Origin of the sequence: Herbaspirillum rhizosphaerae, assembly GCF_046025915.1 — a bacterium.
Lineage (GTDB): Bacteria > Pseudomonadota > Gammaproteobacteria > Burkholderiales > Burkholderiaceae_D > Herbaspirillum > Herbaspirillum rhizosphaerae_A.
In genome coordinates, this window is sequence record NZ_JAQQFR010000006.1 from 155,667 (window position 1) to 174,885 (window position 19,219).

General features: G+C 56.9%; 17 protein-coding genes. 10 read left to right on the forward strand and 7 right to left on the reverse strand.

Going from position 1 to position 19,219, the window contains the following annotated elements; genetic code table 11:
• Positions 1-187 precede the first annotated feature (187 nt).
• The 5 genes from PQR63_RS11085 to PQR63_RS11105 form a co-directional block, all read right to left on the reverse strand.
• Positions 188-577, reverse strand: a complete 390-nt coding sequence (locus PQR63_RS11085; RefSeq protein ID WP_408167919.1) for a hypothetical protein — start codon at positions 575-577, stop codon at positions 188-190.
• A 513-nt stretch (positions 578-1,090) separates the two neighbouring features.
• The gene (locus PQR63_RS11090; RefSeq protein ID WP_408167921.1) at positions 1,091-1,714 is read right to left on the reverse strand and encodes a TetR/AcrR family transcriptional regulator; all 624 of its coding nucleotides are present in this window, start codon (positions 1,712-1,714) and stop codon (positions 1,091-1,093) included.
• 239 nt (positions 1,715-1,953) lie between these two features.
• Entirely contained in the window at positions 1,954-2,649 is a 696-nt protein-coding gene (locus tag PQR63_RS11095) for a Pr6Pr family membrane protein (RefSeq protein ID WP_408167922.1), read from the reverse strand.
• A 488-nt stretch (positions 2,650-3,137) separates the two neighbouring features.
• Complete coding sequence (locus PQR63_RS11100) at positions 3,138-3,755, reverse strand: TetR/AcrR family transcriptional regulator (protein ID WP_408167923.1); 618 nt, start codon at positions 3,753-3,755, stop codon at positions 3,138-3,140.
• A gap of 128 nt (positions 3,756-3,883) precedes the next feature.
• On the reverse strand, positions 3,884-4,711 hold the full coding sequence (locus PQR63_RS11105; protein WP_408167925.1) for a helix-turn-helix domain-containing protein: 828 nt from the start codon (positions 4,709-4,711) through the stop codon (positions 3,884-3,886).
• Between the two features lie 233 nt (positions 4,712-4,944).
• Between PQR63_RS11105 and PQR63_RS11110 the strand changes: the two genes are divergently transcribed.
• On the forward strand, positions 4,945-5,295 hold the full coding sequence (locus tag PQR63_RS11110) for a nuclear transport factor 2 family protein (protein WP_408168087.1): 351 nt from the start codon (positions 4,945-4,947) through the stop codon (positions 5,293-5,295).
• Positions 5,296-5,365: 70 nt separating this feature from the next.
• On the opposite strand, the gene PQR63_RS11115 is transcribed toward PQR63_RS11110, so the two are convergent.
• Both PQR63_RS11115 and PQR63_RS11120 read right to left on the reverse strand, forming a co-directional pair.
• The gene (locus PQR63_RS11115) at positions 5,366-6,400 is read right to left on the reverse strand and encodes a M48 family metallopeptidase (protein ID WP_408167926.1); all 1,035 of its coding nucleotides are present in this window, start codon (positions 6,398-6,400) and stop codon (positions 5,366-5,368) included.
• A complete protein-coding gene (locus PQR63_RS11120; RefSeq protein WP_408167928.1) occupies positions 6,397-7,515 on the reverse strand; it encodes a YjgN family protein in 1,119 nt (372 codons plus the stop codon). Before PQR63_RS11120 ends, PQR63_RS11115 begins: the two co-directional genes overlap by 4 nt.
• A gap of 695 nt (positions 7,516-8,210) precedes the next feature.
• On the opposite strand from PQR63_RS11120, the gene PQR63_RS11125 reads away from it, so the two are divergent.
• The 9 genes from PQR63_RS11125 to PQR63_RS11165 all read left to right on the forward strand — a co-directional run bounded on the left by PQR63_RS11125 (position 8,211) and on the right by PQR63_RS11165 (position 19,160).
• The gene (locus PQR63_RS11125) at positions 8,211-8,741 is read left to right on the forward strand and encodes a bactofilin family protein (protein WP_408168088.1); all 531 of its coding nucleotides are present in this window, start codon (positions 8,211-8,213) and stop codon (positions 8,739-8,741) included.
• 498 nt (positions 8,742-9,239) lie between these two features.
• The gene (purU, locus tag PQR63_RS11130; protein WP_408167929.1) at positions 9,240-10,109 is read left to right on the forward strand and encodes a formyltetrahydrofolate deformylase; all 870 of its coding nucleotides are present in this window, start codon (positions 9,240-9,242) and stop codon (positions 10,107-10,109) included.
• 375 nt (positions 10,110-10,484) lie between these two features.
• Positions 10,485-12,113: a methyl-accepting chemotaxis protein gene (locus PQR63_RS11135; protein ID WP_408167930.1), complete on the forward strand. Its 1,629-nt coding sequence runs from the start codon at positions 10,485-10,487 to the stop codon at positions 12,111-12,113.
• Between the two features lie 46 nt (positions 12,114-12,159).
• Positions 12,160-12,621: a chemotaxis protein CheW gene (locus PQR63_RS11140; RefSeq protein WP_408167931.1), complete on the forward strand. Its 462-nt coding sequence runs from the start codon at positions 12,160-12,162 to the stop codon at positions 12,619-12,621.
• Positions 12,618-13,979 (forward strand): CheR family methyltransferase, encoded by a 1,362-nt coding sequence (locus PQR63_RS11145; protein WP_408167932.1) that lies wholly within the window; start codon positions 12,618-12,620, stop codon positions 13,977-13,979. The genes PQR63_RS11140 and PQR63_RS11145 overlap by 4 nt, the downstream gene beginning before the upstream one ends.
• Positions 13,972-14,718: a chemotaxis protein CheW gene (locus tag PQR63_RS11150; RefSeq protein ID WP_408167933.1), complete on the forward strand. Its 747-nt coding sequence runs from the start codon at positions 13,972-13,974 to the stop codon at positions 14,716-14,718. The genes PQR63_RS11145 and PQR63_RS11150 overlap by 8 nt, the downstream gene beginning before the upstream one ends.
• Entirely contained in the window at positions 14,715-17,057 is a 2,343-nt protein-coding gene (locus PQR63_RS11155) for a hybrid sensor histidine kinase/response regulator (RefSeq protein ID WP_408167934.1), read from the forward strand. The genes PQR63_RS11150 and PQR63_RS11155 overlap by 4 nt, the downstream gene beginning before the upstream one ends.
• A 1-nt stretch (position 17,058) precedes the next feature.
• Positions 17,059-18,108, forward strand: coding sequence for a chemotaxis response regulator protein-glutamate methylesterase (locus PQR63_RS11160; protein WP_408167935.1), 1,050 nt, complete (start codon positions 17,059-17,061; stop codon positions 18,106-18,108).
• A 17-nt stretch (positions 18,109-18,125) separates the two neighbouring features.
• Complete coding sequence (locus PQR63_RS11165; protein ID WP_408167936.1) at positions 18,126-19,160, forward strand: diguanylate cyclase; 1,035 nt, start codon at positions 18,126-18,128, stop codon at positions 19,158-19,160.
• Positions 19,161-19,219: the final 59 nt, after the last annotated feature.

Genomic DNA, 19,219 nt, shown 5'->3' on the forward strand with positions numbered 1-19,219 from the left:
TACTGTCCGCATCGTGGTCGTGAATTGTGTTTTTCGCGGTGACAATCTACAACGCGATTGGCACGATAGTCGCGGCAAGGAGTTCGGCGAAAACTGCGGCAGTGAACCCGCCTTGAATCGGATAGTCACTGATATCGGCTATCGCCGATGTCGTGAATGTGACATGCGCGGATGACGGCGACTGAACTCAATTGCACTGGCCACGCGACAGTCTCCTGCAGTTCCAGATCCTGACGCCGAGGGCGCACCAGATGAGGAAGATCATCATGTTGGCCGGCAGCCACACGAGTTGCAGCCAGACGTAATAGCGCATCCAATCGCTCCAGTGCTCGGCCTGCTGCATGTTGCCGAGACCCAGCCAGGGGACGGGGCCTTTGACCGAGACGTATTGCGACCAGCCGAGAATCACCAGCACGGGGATCAGGATAAAACTCCAGAAGAACCATGTGCGATGTACCGCCACACGGCAAGATCCGGCGTTGGCGCTGCATAGCGCGTTGTGGTGATCATTCCGCTCATCGCGATCGCCGTGATGATGGTTCAGATTGACGGTATGATTTGCGACATCGTTTTGCATAGTGCCCCCGCATTTGCAAACTGGCTTGGTTGAATTTGTTTGGTTTCTTATTTCTTCACAGCGCTATTGCGTGGGATCACATCATGGCAGCATTCGTGCGGATATCAGGGTGCCCGGGCCATGGCGAACGGCTACGTGCCTTCTGACGGACAAGCGTCGTGACACGTCACTGCAAATGGTCAAGCGACCGCGCGCAGAAGGCATCAGCGAAAATACGAGTGAAGGAGCCGACGAAAGAGAGTGCGAAACGACGCGCGAAATTATCCGCGACGACGGGGCCGTACTGCACAAATGCATGCGGTTCTCTGGCTGACCGGAAGCAGCCAAACGGTGACAAGGCATTTACGGTTCTCGCTGATGTGACAGATCCATCCTTGTTATTGCCAGCAAATAGCATTCGCAGCAACGTGGACAGATAAGTTTGTTATGCAATAGGAAAAACAAGACGATACGTTTCGTCTTGGATTTTAGGTGCAAAATTCCTACTACGCAACAAAACTTACGAGAATGTTGTTAAATTAATTCGGTTTTTGGTTTTGCGTGAGAGATACCGTCGAGCACGAGGGCAACGTGCAAGTCGATATGACGCTCGTCGATACCGGCATGACGCATCAGCATGCGCTGAATAATCGGGCCGTAAAGCAGGTCGAAAACAACATCGAAGTCGAGATCTTCCTTGAACTCACCGTTTTTAATACCGCGCAACAAGACTTGTTTTGCGGCACTGCGACGTGGGTCGAGGAAGTTGTCATTGAAGAGACGCATGGTTTCTGCGTCGAATTGCGACAGGCCGATCATTTCACATACGACGCGACCGGTCTTGCCACGGTAAAGCTTGGCCAGTTTGCGGATCTGGTTCTCGACGTCATGGCGGGCCGATTCTGTTTCCGGAAAGGCCACGGTAGGGCCGACTTCGCGCAGCAAGGCTTCCATCGCCAGCGAACTCTTGTTGGGCCACCAGCGATAAATCGTCGCCTTGCCGACACCTGCACGCGCAGCCACGCCTTCCAGAGAAAGCTTGTCGAACCCGATTTCATCCAGCAGGACACACGTGGCGTCAAGGATGGCGTCATGGGTTGCAGGGTTGCGGCGTCTGCCTGTAGCGGGATCAGGCATATAGGTGAGAGAAATGGTCATGCTCCAATAAGGAAGTGCAGTCTGTCTACAGCCTATATCGGTCGCATATGTCACAACTTGAGAAAGAAACGGCTCCTGCGCCAACTTTTCATAACATTTTTTTACATACCGTTTGGAATGAGGCGGTGGACGAGGTGCCGCCGGCATGATGCGAAGCCTGTTGATTATTTCGTGCGGTCACGGAAATTGCGATTCGGCAATGTTTGTGTTGCCGGCGATAGATAGCCGTGCCGGGCGAGTCAACGTCGCAGCAGCAGGGTCTTGCCGGATTCGTTGATAAAGATCAGCAAGCCCATCAGCACCAGAAAGCCGGCCACCAATCCTGTTGCATTGAGCAGAACGTGCGGATAGCCGAGTTCATTCACATTGATGAACGGGTAGGGATAGAAACCGGACATGCCGCCACGCCACAAGGTGATGAACAGATAGGACATTGGATAAATCAGCCACAGCAGGCTTTTCTTCAGACTTGGCTGGAAGCGCGGTACGAAAAAAATCCAGTACACCATCGACAGTAGCGGTGTCACCGTATGCAGGCTTTCATTGACCAGGGCGCGAAAGCCGGTCGGCTGCCACAGCTGGCGTAGCAACACGTTATAAGCGATGCCGACAAAAATCATATAGGCGACCACCGCCGTGATGACTTGCGGCTTGCGGAAGAAGCTGCTGATCGGATTGCTGTTGCGCAGGGCCAATGCAGAAAAGCTGACGGCGCTGAGCAAGATCGTCAGATTGGTCAGGTAACTCGTCAAACGCTCCACGCCATCCAGTACGGTCATGCCGCGCACCAGCACACGGTCGATAGTGATGTCGGTCTGGGCGCTCAGTGCAAACCAGCTGATGACGGCAATGAGCAGCGCCAGCATGCAAGAGAGGCTGGAGAGTTGGCGATCGGGGAATATTTCAGCGGACAGCGTTGGTTCGGGCGTGGACATCGGCAGGCTAAAAAGGTGGCGTCATGAAGGGGCTCATACAACGGGAGTTGCGCTACAGGCGTCGTGCACAGCTCAGCGATCATTGAATCACGATATGGAGTGGCATGGCCACATATTGTTCCCGTTGAGCGCTCAGTTCACGGCGTTTTACACCTGCTTACCTGTAACTTGTCGGCGCGCTGTGGGGGGCGGGCTGGCAGCAAGTTTTCGGTTCTTTTTCCTATGCGTCTGTTCCGTTCGGGCGTTGTGTCAGATGAAAACGAAGTCTTCATTCTGATTTGGCACCAGCTTGATGGTTTGCAGCAGTTGGAACAAGAGTGACGCCCCGATGGGCAAAGTGATGACGCCGATAGTAACCAACATGATGCTCTCCCTATTTAGCACGATAGTGCGAAATTAATTTAAAAAAATGCAAAAACGAATTTTTGTCTGAAAAACAAACCGGCCGAATCTGTAAAGCTTGCCCTCGGATAGAACTAGATGCGAAATCAACCGTGATAATTAAAGCTGCGGTAGGTTGAAATCAAGCGTTCATACGCCGTCCGCACGCGCTCCAGCGCCTTGGGATCACGCAGGAAGCGCGCATCGTGCATCAGCCCGACCATCAGGCAATACAGTTCGAATACCAATTGTTCCGGATCGGTATCCGGACGCAATTGGCCTTCTTCCAAGGCTTGTTCTACCGTCCGATGCAGCATGCCGCGCCATTGCAGGATGTTTTGCTTGATACGATCGCGCATCGGGTTGTCGACGTCGTCATATTCAAAGGCACCCGCGATATAGAGGCAACCGACCTCATTGCTCGTGCGCTGCAGCCAGTTGCGAATCATCGCGTTCAGGCGCGGCAGCCCACGTGGCAAGGACATGGCCGGTTTGAAAATTTCTTCAACGAAACGCCGGTCGAATTCATCCAGTACCGCTTGTTGCAAGGCCTCGCGCGAACCGACTCGCGAGAAGACACCACTCTTGCTGATGTTCAGGCGCTTGGCGACTTCGCCCAGCGACAAGGCTTCAAGGCCTTCGTTTTGCGCCATATCAAGGGCGGTGTCGACGATGGCTGCCAGGGTGAGTTCGCTTTTGGCGGTACGGGGAATGACGGTATCCATGGGACGTAATTTAGCACACATGTGCGAAATGTAAAGATGGATCTTCTCAAATATGGAGGGCGCGTAGAACTACGGTAGCCGTACGTTGCATGCAAGCGTCGATGATGCCGTATGGAAATTTTTGTGAGCTACGGCAGCAGTCGCTGCAGCGCTGCCGAGGTTTCCATATCGGCGGGGAAGAAGCATTCCATCGCCAGTTCGGACAAGGTGATGTCGACCGGCGTACCGAAAATTGTTGTCGTGCTGAAAAATGACAGCAGGCCGTATTCTGTCTTCAGTTGAAAAGGCACGGCCACGGCGGCGTAGGGCGAGAGCGCCTGTTCATTTGAAGGCACATCGTGGCCGGGCGTCGGATAGGCGTGCAACTCCTTGTTCAGATCGATCAGGACGGGATCGGCGCTTAAGGCAATTTGCTGGCGCAGACGATCCAGCATGTGCTGCCGCCATTCTGCAAAGTTGGCAATACGGGGCGCCAGTCCTTGCGGATGCAACGTCAGGCGCATGACATTGACTGGTGCTTCCAGCAGCGCAGGTTCAACACCCGCCAGCAAAAGAGGAATGATGCGATTGGCAGAAACCAGATTCCAGTGACGGTCGACCGCCAAAGCAGGAAACGGCTCATGTCCGGTGAGGATCTGGTCGATCGCCTTGCGTGCCGCCAGCAAAGCGGGGTCATGCAGTGCCCGTTCCGGAAACAGCGGGGCGAAGCCGCCGGCCATCAGCAAGGCATTGCGTTCGCGCAAAGGTATTTCCAATCGCTCTGCGAGGCGCAGCAGCATTTCACGACTGGCTTGCGAGCGCCCGGTTTCGAGAAAACTCAGATGGCGCGTCGAAATTTCAGCCTCACAGGCCAGATCGAGCTGGCTCATGCGACGGCGCAGGCGCCAGTCGCGCAACATGTCGCTGACCGACCGCGCAGGCGAGGAGGAAGGTGAGAGCGTAGGTGTCGTGATCATGCGTCGATCATAGCGTATCGATGCTGCAGATCACATTACCTCCGAGGTAATTGTCCGGCATCAGGCCCTGCGCAATGATGTGCCTGACGTTGCGCTTGCCGTACTGCAGGACGTGCCGGACAGCGGTCACACTTTTCGCTTTCTTCTTAATTTTTATGGAGCTCAGCATGGCAAATTCAATCAGTACAACGCATTCAAGCCACTCAACTTCGGCAACCGCCACTGGCGAACAAATGAACAATCTCGTGGATCTATACATTGCGGTCTGGAACGAAACCGACGCTGTACGCCGCGCCGGCCTGATTGCCGAAATCTGGACCGCCGACGCCAGCTACCGCGATCCATTGATGCAAGGCGATGGCCATGCTGGTATCTCGCAACTGGTAGCGGCAGTGCATGAACGCTTCCCGGCCTTTCGTTTTAGCCGCATCGGTGAGCCGGATTTCCATGGCGACCATCTGCGTTTTTCCTGGGCGCTGGGTCTCGATGGTGAAGAAGCAATGGTCAAGGGAACCGACTTCGCGGTGCTGGAGGAGGGACGGCTGCGCAGCGTAACCGGCTTTCTGGATCAGGTGCCGGCCTGAGTTCAACAGATTCGGGCGGGGCAGCGACGGTGATCGTTACAACTGTCGCTGCTCAATCTGATAGATCAGGTTATCGCGCGTTCAGGATGCGTTCCACCCGTTCGGCGCTGGCGGGGTGGCTGGACAGATAGGGCGGTACGCCGCCTCCACCGGCTTCTTTCTCTCCCAGCTTTTCAAATACATAGGCCAGCTTTTGACGGCTCATGCCATTGGCCTTGAATAGAGCGATGGCATAGTCGTCGGCTTCACGTTCGACATCGCGCGAATACTTCATGTCCAGCAAGACGGTTGGTATGTTGGCGATCACCGCAGAAACATCGCCGAACAGCACCGTTGCCGCCGCGCCGATGGCCGAGCTCTGGATCAGCCTGCGCATCAGATGGCGCCGCTGCAGATGGCCCAGTTCGTGCGCCAGCACGCCCATCACAGCATCGTCGTCGTTGAGCATGGTCACGATCTCGTCGGTCAGCACGATCTGGCCGGAAGGCAAGGCAAAGGCGTTGGGGCCGATGCGGCTCTTGCGGAAGACGATCTCGTACGGCGGTATGGGCTCAACCGCATCCATCGAAGCCGTCAGCGTCTTGAAGCGCGCCGTGATTGCTGCCCGTTGCGCGCTGGGCAGCGCCGTCGGAGCCAGGATATGTTTATCGAGGAAGTCCAGTGCACCTTCGCCGATACGCTGTTCCACGCTGATCGGTAACGAGCGCGCAATCACACCGGAGGCAGCCGGCAGCAGGTAGAGGTAACTCACGATCAGCAGCACGATCAGCGCGGCCGCAGCCGCCAACGTCGCGCGCCAGTTCTGCTGCATACGCACCACCAACGAGTCGCGATGGCTGGTGCTCTCCAGTAAGACGGCGAACGCTGCCTGATCCTGGATTTCCAGATAGGCACCATCTGGATAGGTCACCTTGCGCGCGGCCCGACTGAGCCGTTCGGATACCCTCAACTGTGTGATCGGGCACACGCGCTCCATAGGGGCTGTATCGCCAGAGCTCTCATGGCTACTGTAAATACGCGCCATGCCGTCAATCACCTCCAGCGTGACGGCGTGGCGGCGTGAGGTTTTACCGTCGAAATAAAAAGCGGCGACTGCTGTCGTCATAGCGACAAATCAAAATCGAGCAAGTCCGTCATGCCTTCGCCCATGGCCGAACCGGATGGTTCGTTGTCAGCGATGAAGTCATCCAGGCTGCCTGCAGGATGCAGGCTCATCGATTCCACCCGATAGCGCAGCGCACGAATCTGAGCGAAGGGCGTGTACAAGCCCAATGTGCAAACGATGCCGATGATATTGGTAAAGGCGATGAACATCATGCGGCCCCAGCGCATCTCGCTGCGAAAACCGTGTTCGCCAAGCTTGGTGTGATTCCAGATCAGGTTTTGCATCAGCGTCAGAAACAGCGGATACATCAGGAAAGTCCAGGCGTACAGCGCCAGAATCACCAGCACGAACGAAAAGACATGTCCGGCGCCGAACGATTGATCGCCCACGAAGGGATAAGCGCTCGCACCGATCGTGAGCAAAATGGCAACGAAGCCGGCAAGGTAAATGCCGAAGCCGATCAGATAGGTTTTGTAAAATGCGCCCACCGACCCATCGAAAGAAAAATGGCTGGCGCCGAAGCGCGACTCAGTATGTTGAAAGCGTTTGATACGCTGGTGTGTAAATGGTGTCAGTAAATACAGCGTGAAGAAAGTCAGCAGCGGCAGCCACAAATACACTTTGTAGGCACCGGCAGCGTTCCCGCGAAAACCGAAGCGGATACCGCGATAGCTGGTGTTATAGAGCTTGAACTGCAAGCTGCGCCAGATCAGCCAAGGCATCGCCACCATGAAGGCGATCAGCACCAGCAAGCCAATCAGGGCGTTGAGCTTGAACGCAAACTGATAGCCGAACAGCAGCACGACAGTGATGATGCGACCCTTGAGAATCGCCATCGGGTTGCCGTGATATTCAAAGCTGGTGCCTGCGACCGTGGTGTTGTCATAAAAATAACGCAGCCGCCGTACCTTGGCCCAGGCGGAATAAATCCCCAGCGTGACGACCGACAGCAGCAGGTTGACGATCCAGATGCGGAAGTATTCGGACCCGCGTCCGCTGAAAGAAAATGCCTCCACGGGAGCCTGCGCAGGTGGTGCAGGTGGTGCAGGTGGTGCGGAAAAATTCGGGCTGGCAGGGAAGTCGGGCTGGCCGGGTTGGTCGAAAGTGTCGCTCATGTGTTCCCCATCCGTTTGTTTTTGAAGTTGATTGATCCCTCAGAGTGCGCCAAAGAATCTCTTGCGGCCTTAAAAAAGTCAAGCGCGTCCGGTTACATTTTTGGGCGCGGCGCGAGTTCGTCGGTCGCGATCCTTTCTCAAAAAAATGTAACAGCACTTGCATTGCTTCATATCGCCGTATTGACTTCGAATGATCACATCGGGAAGCAGTCGCGAGTAGTTAAATACGACGAATGGATGCGCTGAATGAATCGCCGGTTGAAGACGTAAAGTGCCGCGCAAATTGGGGTGACGTATGCTCGATCAGTACGGTTGCCTCTCTACGTTTGCGAGACGTGTTGCGCGATGAAGGCGCAGACATTCGCAGTAATAAACGTCGTCGAAAAATAGCAGACACAGTTAGCTCAGCGCAAAAAATTCGCAGCGCGAAAATGTGATGCGCGCACACGCGGAAAATATTTGCGATCTCATTTCACTGTTACAAAATTCTCGTGAACTTTCTATTTATTGATGTGCCGAAACGCTGAGATCATTGCACAGCTCGTGTCCTTCAACATCAGTCGGCATCAGCTTTTCAGCGATCTCGCCCTCCGCGGCGGAGATGTTCATCGCGATTGAAAAATTGGATGAACGCATCGCCGATTCGTTTTATCAGTGCCACGTCTTGCACCGCACATTTATCTTCAGGAGATACCATGCTTCGCTCAGAAACTCTCTTTGGCAAAAAAGAGACCAATTCGCCAAATTCCCCTTTCAGCGCCAGTAACAATTTGACGCAACCGGGCGTATCCAATGTGTCCAAGACGAACAATATGACCAACACACCATCTTCTTCTACCGGCTCCCAATCGAGCTCCGGCTCCGGCGAAATGGGCAGCAAGCTGATCGTCGGTCCCAACATCAAACTGAAGGGCGTGGAAATCAATGACTGCGACACGCTGGTTGTTGAAGGCCGTGTTGAAGCGACGATGGACTCGCGTGTGATTCAGATCGCAGAGAAGGGTGCTTTTAAGGGCTCGGCGGAAATCGATCTGGCAGAAATTCGCGGCGATTTCGACGGCGATCTGACCGTGCGTCAAAAGCTGGTTATTTATTCCAGCGGCCGGGTTTCGGGCAAAATCCGTTACGGCAAACTGGTCATTGAAGAGGGCGGCCAGCTCAGCGGCGACGTGCAGGTTGGCGGCGCAGCGGAGCAGCGCGAACTTTTGCAAGCTAAAACCGCGTAATTCAGCCAGGGCCTCAGGGCCTGAACCACGGAGAGCCTCAGTCAGGCGTGGATTAGCACACTGATCGGTGTGCATGTCGCTGTGCCGGTAGCTGCGTCTGTCTCGCGGAAACGCATCGCCGTTGTTTGTAGCAGCAGCGGTGTTTGTTCTTGTCACCGCAAATGAAGCCTTCCGGGCGGCGTCCGGACGGTTTTATTGCTGCGCACGGGGCAAGGGCATGTTTGCGCGGCGAAAATCGCTGCCTGCTTCGTGCTGCCTTGACACTCCATTTCAAGGCGTATCCGGGGCGGGAGCAGCTTTTTTGCGCGTCTCCATTTTCCTCGTTGGGCCTCGTTTTTACCTTTCCGATCCGCCTGTGGGGCAGGCGGGGGCTTTGTGCGCGTGCGCCGGGCATGCGACAATAGCGCTTTTTCGTCCTTCGATATGCTTTTTTACTGCACTCGGGAAACATCCCGGTAAGGTACGGAGCAGCGGACGGCTGTGTTTTTAAGATTGACTATGACCCACCCGGAATACATTCTTACCATTTCCTGTCTCGACCAGCGCGGCATCGTGCATCGCGTGTCGGGTTTTCTCGCCGATCACGGCTGCAACATCATTGATTCGGCGCAGTTCGGCGATGCGCAATCGAAGCTGTTCTTCATGCGCGTGCATTTTTCTTCGGAAGACACCAGCGTCACCGACGAAGCGCTGCGGGCCGATTTCGCTGTGTTGGGCGGCTTGCTCAACATGGATTGGGAACTGCACGACGCCGCCGCCAAGCCACGCGTTATGCTGATGGTGTCGAAGATCGGTCACTGTCTCAACGATCTGCTGTTCCGCTACAAGAGCGGCCTGTTGCCGGTCGAGATTCCGGCGATCGTGTCCAATCACACTGATTTCTATCAATTGGCGGCGAGCTACAACATTCCGTTTCATCACCTGCCACTGGCAGCCGGTGCCTCGGAAGACGCCAAACTGGCGCAAGAAGCGCGCATCCTTGAAATCGTTGAAGCCAACCAGATCGATCTGGTGGTGTTGGCGCGTTACATGCAGATCTTGTCGCCGTCCATGTGTGCTGCGCTCAAAGGTCGCGCCATCAACATCCACCATTCCTTCCTGCCGAGCTTCAAGGGTGCCAAGCCTTACTATCAGGCGCATGACCGCGGCGTGAAGCTGATCGGCGCCACGGCCCACTTTGTCACCAGCGATCTGGACGAAGGCCCGATCATTGAGCAGGGCGTGGAGCGTGTCGATCATTCGATGGGGCCGGATACCTTGACCGCCATCGGTCGTGATATTGAATCCGTGGTGCTGGCGCGTGCGGTGAAATGGTTTACAGAACACCGCATCCTGCTTAACGGTCACAAAACGGTCATTTTCAACTGATTCAGGCTCCATGATTCAAGCCCTTTGGTGTAAGCCAGAGGTGGAGATAGAGTGAGTTTTCCAACGCCGGCGCAGATCCTTTCTGCCGCCGGCGTTTTTGCGTCTGCGGCCTGAGTTTTTTGCGGGTTTGCGCCGGGTTTCGGCCGCGGGTCGGGGCATGCCCTCTATTTTTGGCCAAAAAGCAGGCTCCACGCGGGAATCCGCTGTTTTCACGTATGGCAATACGGCAACGATTCGGCCATAATGCCGGTGGAGCAAGAATCTCGCGTTTTATCGATATTTTTGCAAAATAAATTTCGCCTCACGCAGCTCTACGCAGCTTTGCGCTGCTCGTGCCGTTGCACCGCATCTCTTCTTCAGGAAAGCCCGCTCAGTATGAAAAATTGGACGATCAAACAGCGACTACTCAGCAGTTTTGCGGTCATCCTGATCCTGATGGTCATCATGGCGGTAGTGGCTTCCACGCGCCTGGCGAAGATCGATGACGAGGCGACAAGCCTGCGGCAGGACTCCACGCCGGGTTTGTACTACAGCACCATGATCAACGCCGCCTGGTACGAGAACCTGCTGCTGGGCCAGCAGATTGCTCAGGTTGACGAAAGCGACGCCGCACGTCAGGCCGACATCGCCCTGTTGCGCGCCAACAGCGAGCGCCTGAATCATTTGCAGGAAGAGTACGACAAGACCATCTACACCACACGCGACCGTACACTGTTCGACCAGTTCAAGCAGGCGCGCATGGCCTATCGCCAGATTCAGCAAGATATCCTGAAGATGGATCTGTCCAGTCCGAGTCCTGCCGTCAACAAAATCATTGCCGAGCAACTGCGCCCAGCCTGGCGTACGGGTTACGCCCTGACGCAAAAGATGGTGGAGATCAACAAGACCATTTCCGACGATTCCGCCCAGCGCATTACCGACGCTGTGACGCAAGCCAAGACCAGCATGCTGATCTCCGTGATTGCAGCGGTGGCGGCGGCGGTCGTGTGCGGTTATTTCCTGCTGCGCGCGATTACCGGCCCGATGGAACGCCTGATGGGAATCCTCGACGTCATGCGTGCCGGCGATTTTTCGCAGCGCTTGTACTTTGAGCGCCGCGATGAGTTCTCGCATCTGGCCGCAGGATTTAACCGCATGACGGATGAGCTGACCGCGCTGGTGGGGCAGGCACAAAAATCTTCGGCTCAGGTCTCGACCTCGGTGACCGAAATCGCGGCCACCTCCAAGCAACAGCAGGCCACTGCTGCTGAAACTGCGGCGACGACGACAGAGATCGGCGTCACCTCGCGTGAAATTTTCGCCACCTCGCGTGATCTGGTGCGCACCATGAACGAAGTCTCGCTGGTCTCAGAACAGGCGGCGACACTGGCAGGCAGCGGTCAAGGCGGTCTGACGCGCATGGAAGAGACGATGCACGACGTCATGGACGCGGCCGGTTCGGTCAGCGGCAAGCTGGCGATCCTCAACGAGAAAGCCGGCAACATCAATCAGGTTGTCACCACCATCACCAAGGTCGCCGACCAGACCAATCTGCTCTCGCTCAACGCCGCCATCGAAGCCGAAAAAGCCGGTGAATACGGCCGTGGCTTCTCAGTCGTCGCGACTGAAATTCGCCGTCTTGCTGATCAGACTGCAGTTGCCACTTACGACATCGAACTGATGGTCAAGGAAATCCAGTCGGCAGTCGCCGCCGGCGTCATGGGGATGGACAAGTTCTCCGATCAGGTGCGTCGCGGCATGTCCGAAGTCCAGCAGGTCGGCACGCAACTGTCGCAGATCATTGCGCAAGTGCAGGCGCTGGCGCCGCGCTTCCAGATGGTCAACGAAGGCATGCAGGCACAGGCCAACAGCGCCGAGCAAATCAATCAGGCGCTGCTGCAACTGAGCGAAGCCGCTCAGCAGACCGTTGAATCGCTGCAGCAATCAAGTCAGGCCATCGACGAACTGAATCTGGTATCCAACGGTTTGCGCAACGGCGTTTCCCGTTTCAAGGTATCGGCCTGATGGTAAAGACAGGAATGACTGCAACACGCACAGCACGAGTCTGAGCATGCTCTTTTTGATTTTTCAGATTGGCAATGATCGCTACGCCCTGGATACCAGCCAGGTCGCCGTGGTATTAGCCCCTGCGTTATGCAAGCAGGTGCCGGATGTGCCGGCGTGGGTGCGTGGCATTTTCAGCTATGACGGCCGCAATGTGCCGGTGCTGGATGTCAGCATGCTGGCAATCGGCAGACCGGCGGCAGAGCGCTTGAGTACACGTCTGGTGCTGGTGCATTACACCCCCGCAGGGCAAGAGCCGCAGTTGCTCGGCCTGATCGTTGAAAAAGCCACCGATACGCTGCGCTGCGACGCTGAGGACTTCACTGCATCCGGACTGCTGCACGAAAATGCGCGTTACCTCGGTCCGGTCATGCGGCATCAAGGCGAATTGATCCAGTGGGTCAAGGTCGCAGATATGCTGGACGAAGCGGCGCAAGCCTTGCTGTTCCCGGAAGAGAGCCGGGCATGAGCGCGCAGATAAACAGCCTCAATCATGGCAATCATGGCCTCGGCAATGGCTCAGCCAATGCTCAGGTGATTGAGCAGATTGCCTCCATGCTCAAGCAGCACATGGGGCTGGATGTTGCCGCAGTCGGCAGCTCGCTGATCGAGCGCGGTGTGCGTGAGCGCATGAGCCAGCTTGCCCAAAACGACATCTACGGCTATCTGCATACCTTGCAGTCGGGCGTAGGCGAGCTGCAGGAACTGATCGAACTGGTGGTTGTGCCTGAAACCTGGTTCTTCCGCGATCGTGAAGCGATTCTCTCCGTGGCGCGCCTGGCGCGTGACAAGATCGTGCGCTCGCCCAACGCTCACGTACGGATTCTGAGTCTGCCATGCTCGACCGGCGAAGAGCCGTATTCCATTGCCATGGCGCTGCTGGATGCGGGTGTGCCCGCGGGGCAGTTCCGGGTTGACGGCATCGATATCTGCAAACGCTCGTTGTCGATTGCTCAGCGCAGCATTTACGGTCGCAACTCTTTCCGCGGCAAGCAGCTGGAATATCGCGACCAGCATTTTTCCCCCTTCGACAATACGGCATCGGCCTTGTCGGAAGAAGTGCGCCGCCAAGTCAGTTTTCGTCATGGCAATATGCTGGCCGGCGATTTTCTGGCGAGCGAAGCACCCTACGATTTCATTTTTTGTCGCAACGTGCTGATCTATTTTGATCGCGATGTGCAGGCGCAGGCCGTCAAAGTGCTGGAGCGTTTGCTCGGCCAGGACGGTTGTATTTTTGTCGGCCCTGCCGAAGCGGGCATCATGCTGCGCCCGCATGTCGAATCGATCGGCATTCCTTTGACTTTTGGTTTTCGCCGCAAATCGGTGACGACGGCAAAAGCAGGGGAGATGCCTTTGTCTCCAGCGTTTGCGAAACCGGCTACACCCGCGTGGATGCCGGCACTGACACCGACACCTGTAATACGGGAGCGCAGCAAAACCGTTGCACCATTGCCGGTCACCAGGCCGGCCATCGAGAAAATATCTGCTCCGGCGCAAGATGACTTGCTCGTGCGCGCACGTGTCTGCGCCGATCGTGGCGAGCTGGCAGAAGCGGAATTCCTGTGCGAACAGCACCTGCGTGCCGCCGGTCCATCCGTTGACGCCTATTATCTGCAAGGCCTGATCAACGACGCGCGGCAGGACACAGCGACCGCCTTGCAGTTGTACCGCAAGGCCATTTATCTGCAACCTGATCATCGCGAGGCCTTGTTGCATTTGTCCGCCTTGCTGGCGGCGCAGGGCGATGTCGCCGGGGCACAGCGTCTGCAGCAGCGTGCCGAACGTGTACAACTGACGAAGGGCAACGAGGAGCAGCCGCATGTCTGATGTTTTGCAAACGATGCCCACCGTGGAAGTCGCCGTTGACGACTGTTGGAATCGCATCGGCGTGCGTGGCGACAACAGCTGTCCCAAGCTCAAAGACTATTTCCGCTGCCTGAATTGCCCGACCTTTGCCACAGCCGCTTCGGCTTTGCTGGACAGACCCGTCTCGGCGGCAGGTTTTCGTCAGACAGATGAGATGCCATTGCAGTCCGGCGGCGATCAAGGCGATGTGGACAATATGCTCAGGCGCGGCCGTGGGGACGCGACGGCATCGATGCTGGTGTTTCGTGTCGGTGAAGAATGGCTGGGCCTTCCGACGACCGTCATTGTTGAAGTGATTGAAGCGCGCGCGATTCATTCCCTGCCGCATCAGGCCAACCAGTCGGTGCTGGGGCTGACCAATATTCGCGGCGCGCTCAAGATTTGTGTATCGCTGGGACGCATGCTTGGCATTGGTGGCATTGGTGGCAACGGTGGCAGTGGCAGTGGCAGCAACGGCATCGCTGCTCATGCCGGTCAGCGCCTGCTGGTGGTGTCGCATGAAGAACAGATTCTTGCGTTTCCCGTCAATGAAGTATCGGGTGTGCATGCCTATGCGGCCGATGCCGCGCAGTTGCCGCCGTCCACTATCGCTCAAACCGGCTCTGCTTATACCCAGGCAGTGATCGGCTGGCGCGACAAGAAAGTAGGCTTGCTCGATTGCGGCCTGTTGTTCTATGCCTTGAATCGGAGCCTGACATGAGTTCGACCGATATTCGGCAGATGACCATGCTGGAGTTGTTCCGGCATGAAGTGGAAAGCCAGGTGGAAGTACTTAACGCCGGTCTTCTGGAGCTGGAGCGCCAGAGCGATCACAGCGACCGCGAAGCTTTGCTGGAGCCCTTGGAAGCATGCATGCGCGCGGCGCATTCGCTCAAGGGCGCGGCCCGCATTATCAGCCTCAATGCAGGCGTCAACGTCGCCCACGTGATGGAAGACTGCTTCGTACTGGCACAACAGGACAAACTGCGTCTGCGGCGCAAACAAATCGATGCGCTGTTCAAAGGTGTCGATCTGCTGACGCGTATCGCCAACGCGCCGGGAGACGATGAGACCTGGGGCGAGCATGCCGGCAAGGTGGAGATCGACACCTTCATGCTCGCGCTCAGTACCGCGATGGCGGACGTCAGCGACGACGAAATAGCACCTCCGGCTACTGCAATAGCAGCAACTACAGAATCAGCTCAACCTACAGCGCCTACAGCATCTGCAGCATCTGCAGAGAGGGCTGTGCCGGTCGCGCAGAACGATGGGCGAGAGCAGCGTGAACAACGCGATTCCGCCTCACCCAACGGCGTGCGCTCGGTACGCGTGAGTGCCGACAACCTCGACCGTCTGCTGAGTCTGAGCGGAGAGTCGCTGGTCGAGTCGCGCCGTCTGAAACCATTTGCTGCCTCGATGCTCCGCCTGAAGCGCTTGCAGCGCGATGCCGCGCAGGCGCTGGATCTGTTGCAGCAAAAGATGACCGGCAGCGATGAGGCCACGCAAGTGGCGCTGGCGGAAGTGCGCACACTGATGCTGCAATCTCAGCATATGGTCGGCGATCAACTGGCCGAGCTGGAAATGTTCGACCGCCATTCCGTCAATCTGTCGCAACGCCTGTATGAAGAGGCATTGGCTTGTCGCATGCGTCCGTTTGCCGACGGCACCGGCGTCGGGTCGGGCAACTATGCGCGCATGGTGCGCGATGTCGGACATACGCTGGGTAAATCGGTGCGACTGGAAATCGTCGGCAACGCCACCCAGATCGATCGCGACATTCTGGAAAAACTCGATGCGCCCATTGGTCATCTGCTGCGCAATGCGGTCGACCATGGCATCGAATCGCCAACGCAGCGCGCGCAGGCCGGCAAGCCGGAGCAGGGCAAGATCACGCTGGAAGCCCGGCATAGCGCCGGCATGCTGCAGGTGAACGTCATCGACGATGGCGCCGGTATTGATCTTGAGCGTCTCAAGCAAAACATCGTCAGTCGCAAGCTGTCCACCGAAGAGATCGTGGCGCGTCTGAGCGAGTCGGAGCTGCTCGATTTTCTGCTGCTACCGGGTTTTAGTCTGCGTGACACCGTCACCGAGATTTCCGGTCGAGGTGTCGGTCTCGATGTAGTGGCCGACATGCTCAAGCAAGTGCGCGGCACCGTGCGCATTACAAGCACCGCGGGGCAGGGCACGCGTTTTCAAATGCAGTTGCCGCTCACCTTGTCGGTGATCCGCAGTCTGCTGGTCAGTATCGACAACGAACCCTATGCTTTTCCGCTGGCTTACGTCAATCGTACGCTGGAGTTGCAACGCGATCAGTTGGATATACTCGAAGGCTATCAGCATTTTCATTTTGAAGGCCGCCAGATCGGCCTTGTCAGCGCACATCAGATTTTGCAAAAGGGCGAGTTGCGCGCCAAGGGCGAATCGGTCATGGTGGTAGTCATCGGCGACAACGAAAATACCTATGGCCTGGCAGTCGATCGCTTCCTGGGTGAGCGCATGCTCGTCGTGCAGGCGCTTGATTCACGCCTCGGCAAAATCCCTAACGTGCAAGCCGGTGCCTTGATGGAAGATGGTGCGCCGGTGTTGATCCTTGACGTCGCCGACATGCTGCGCTCGGTCGAGAAGCTGAGCGTCTCCGGTCAGTTGGAGAACGTTCGTCAGGCCGCCAGCGAAGACGCGGGTGCGGCGCGCAAGAAAGTGCTGGTGGTGGACGACTCGCTGACCGTACGCGAACTGGAGCGCAAGCTACTGACTAATCGCGGCTATCAGGTCACCGTGGCGGTCGATGGCATGGATGGCTGGAATGCGGTTCGTACCGAACAATTCGACCTGGTCATTACCGACATCGACATGCCGCGCATGGATGGTATCGAGCTGGTTACGCTGATCCGGCAAGCACCGCATTTGCGTACCTTGCCGGTGATGATCGTGTCGTACAAGGACCGGGAAGAAGATCGCCAGCGCGGGCTGGAAGCCGGCGCGGATCATTATTTCACCAAGAGCAGTTTCCACGACGAGACCCTGTTGCAGGCCGTGGTGGATTTGATCGGAGCGGCCTGACGTGAAGATTGCAATCGTCAACGACGTACCCATGGTGGTGGAAATCTTGCGGCGGGTACTGGCCGATTGGCCGGAGCATCAGCTGTTATGGGTAGCTCAGGATGGTGCTCAGGCAGTGGAGTTGTGCGCCTGGCAATTGCCGGACATCGTCCTGATGGACATTGTCATGCCGCATCTCGACGGCGTCGAAGCGACACGCCGCATCATGCAGAAGACCCCGTGCCCCATTCTGATCGTGACTGCCGATATCGGCGCCTGCGCTGATAAGGTGTATCAGGCGCTCGGTTACGGCGCGCTTGATGCTGTTGATACGCCGGCCTTATCCGGTAGTGGCAGCGACTGGCGCCAGGGTTCGGCGGTGCTGATGGACAAGATCGCGCGCATCGGCCGCATGGAGCACAAGCCCGCTCCAGCGAAGGTGACACCGCAGCGCGAGCGGAGCGCTGCCAAGCCATCGATACTGGCGGGCGACGCAGCGCCGACAGGCGCTTCCAACAAGTTGGTGGCCATTGGCGCATCCGCGGGCGGCCCCGGCGCATTGGCGTCGATATTGCGTGAACTACCCAAGGATTTCCCAGCTGCGGTGGTGATCGTCCAGCATATCGATCCTGGTTTTGCGGGCGGCATGGCAGCGTGGTTGCAGCAGCAAACCGGATTGAAAGTGCGCGTGGCGCAAGAAGGCGACCGGCCGCAATCCGGTACCGTGATCATGGCCGGCACCAACCAGCATCTGTTGTTCCGAAATCGCGACAGCCTCGGCTACATGCCGGAGTCGCCGGAGGATGTCTACCATCCCTCGATTGATGTGTTTTTTCATAGCGTGGTCCGGCAGTGGCGCGGTCAGGCTGTGGGGGTATTGCTGACCGGCATGGGGCGCGATGGCGCCATCGGTCTCAAGGCTCTTCGCGATGCGGGCTACCACACCATCGCGCAGGATCGACAAAGCAGTTCCGTGTACGGCATGCCGAAAGCCGCCGCCGCACTGGACGCCGCCACCGAAATTTTGCCTCTCGGCGCTATCGCCAAGGCATTGGTCAGTCAATTTACGTAATGCAAAGGAACGACAACATGGAGTCACCGACTCTTAACAATAGCGACGACAGCGAGCTGGGCATACAGCTGCCGCCGGCGGATTACAAGATCATGGTGTTGCTGGTGGATGATCAGGCGATGGTCGGTGAGGCAATTCGCCGTGCTTTGCTGAGCGAATCCGACATCGATTTTCACTATTGTCCGCGTGCTGAAGATGCCGTGCGTGTCGCCGAGAAAACCCAGCCTACCGTGATCCTGCAGGATCTGGTCATGCCGGGTGTCGACGGTTTGACGCTGGTCAGGCAATACCGAACCAATCCGCTGACGATGGATATTCCGATCATCGTATTGTCGAGCAAGGAAGATGCCCTGATCAAGCGCGATGCCTTTGCCACCGGCGTCAACGACTACATGGTGAAGCTGCCGGACAGTATTGAACTGATTGCGCGCATTCGCTACCATTCGCGTTCGTACAATAATCAACTGCAACGCGATGCCGCCTATCGTGCATTGCGCGAGAGCCAACAGCAATTGCAGAAGACCAATTTTGAGTTGCAGCGCCTGACCAATACCGACGGGCTGACAAGTATCGCCAACCGCCGTTATTTCGATGACTACCTCAATGCTGAGTGGAAGCGCGCCAAGCGCGTGCAGCAAGAGATTTCGCTGCTGCTGATCGACGTCGATAATTTCAAACTGTACAACGACAACTACGGCCACGTGGCCGGCGATCAGGTGTTGAAGAGCGTTGCACGGGCGATGGAATCAAGCGCGGTGCGCTCATCGGATCTGAGCGCGCGTTTTGGCGGCGAAGAGTTCGCTGTGATCCTGCCGAGCACCGATGAAGTCGGGGCTGTAGCCGCCGGCGACAAGCTGCGTGAAATGGTGGAAGCACTGCATATCGGTCACGCGCATTCGACGACCGGCGAATGGCTGACCGTCAGCGTTGGCGTTGCGACCATGATTCCGAAAGACGATCAGACGCAGAGCGATTTGATCCGTCTGGCTGACAAGCGTCTGTACAAGGCCAAACAGCAGGGCAAGAATCGCGTAATAGCGAAAGACGACTGAGCCGGCTCAGTGCAATTCAGTACAACTCAGTACATCAACTTACGCTGAACACCTGCCTC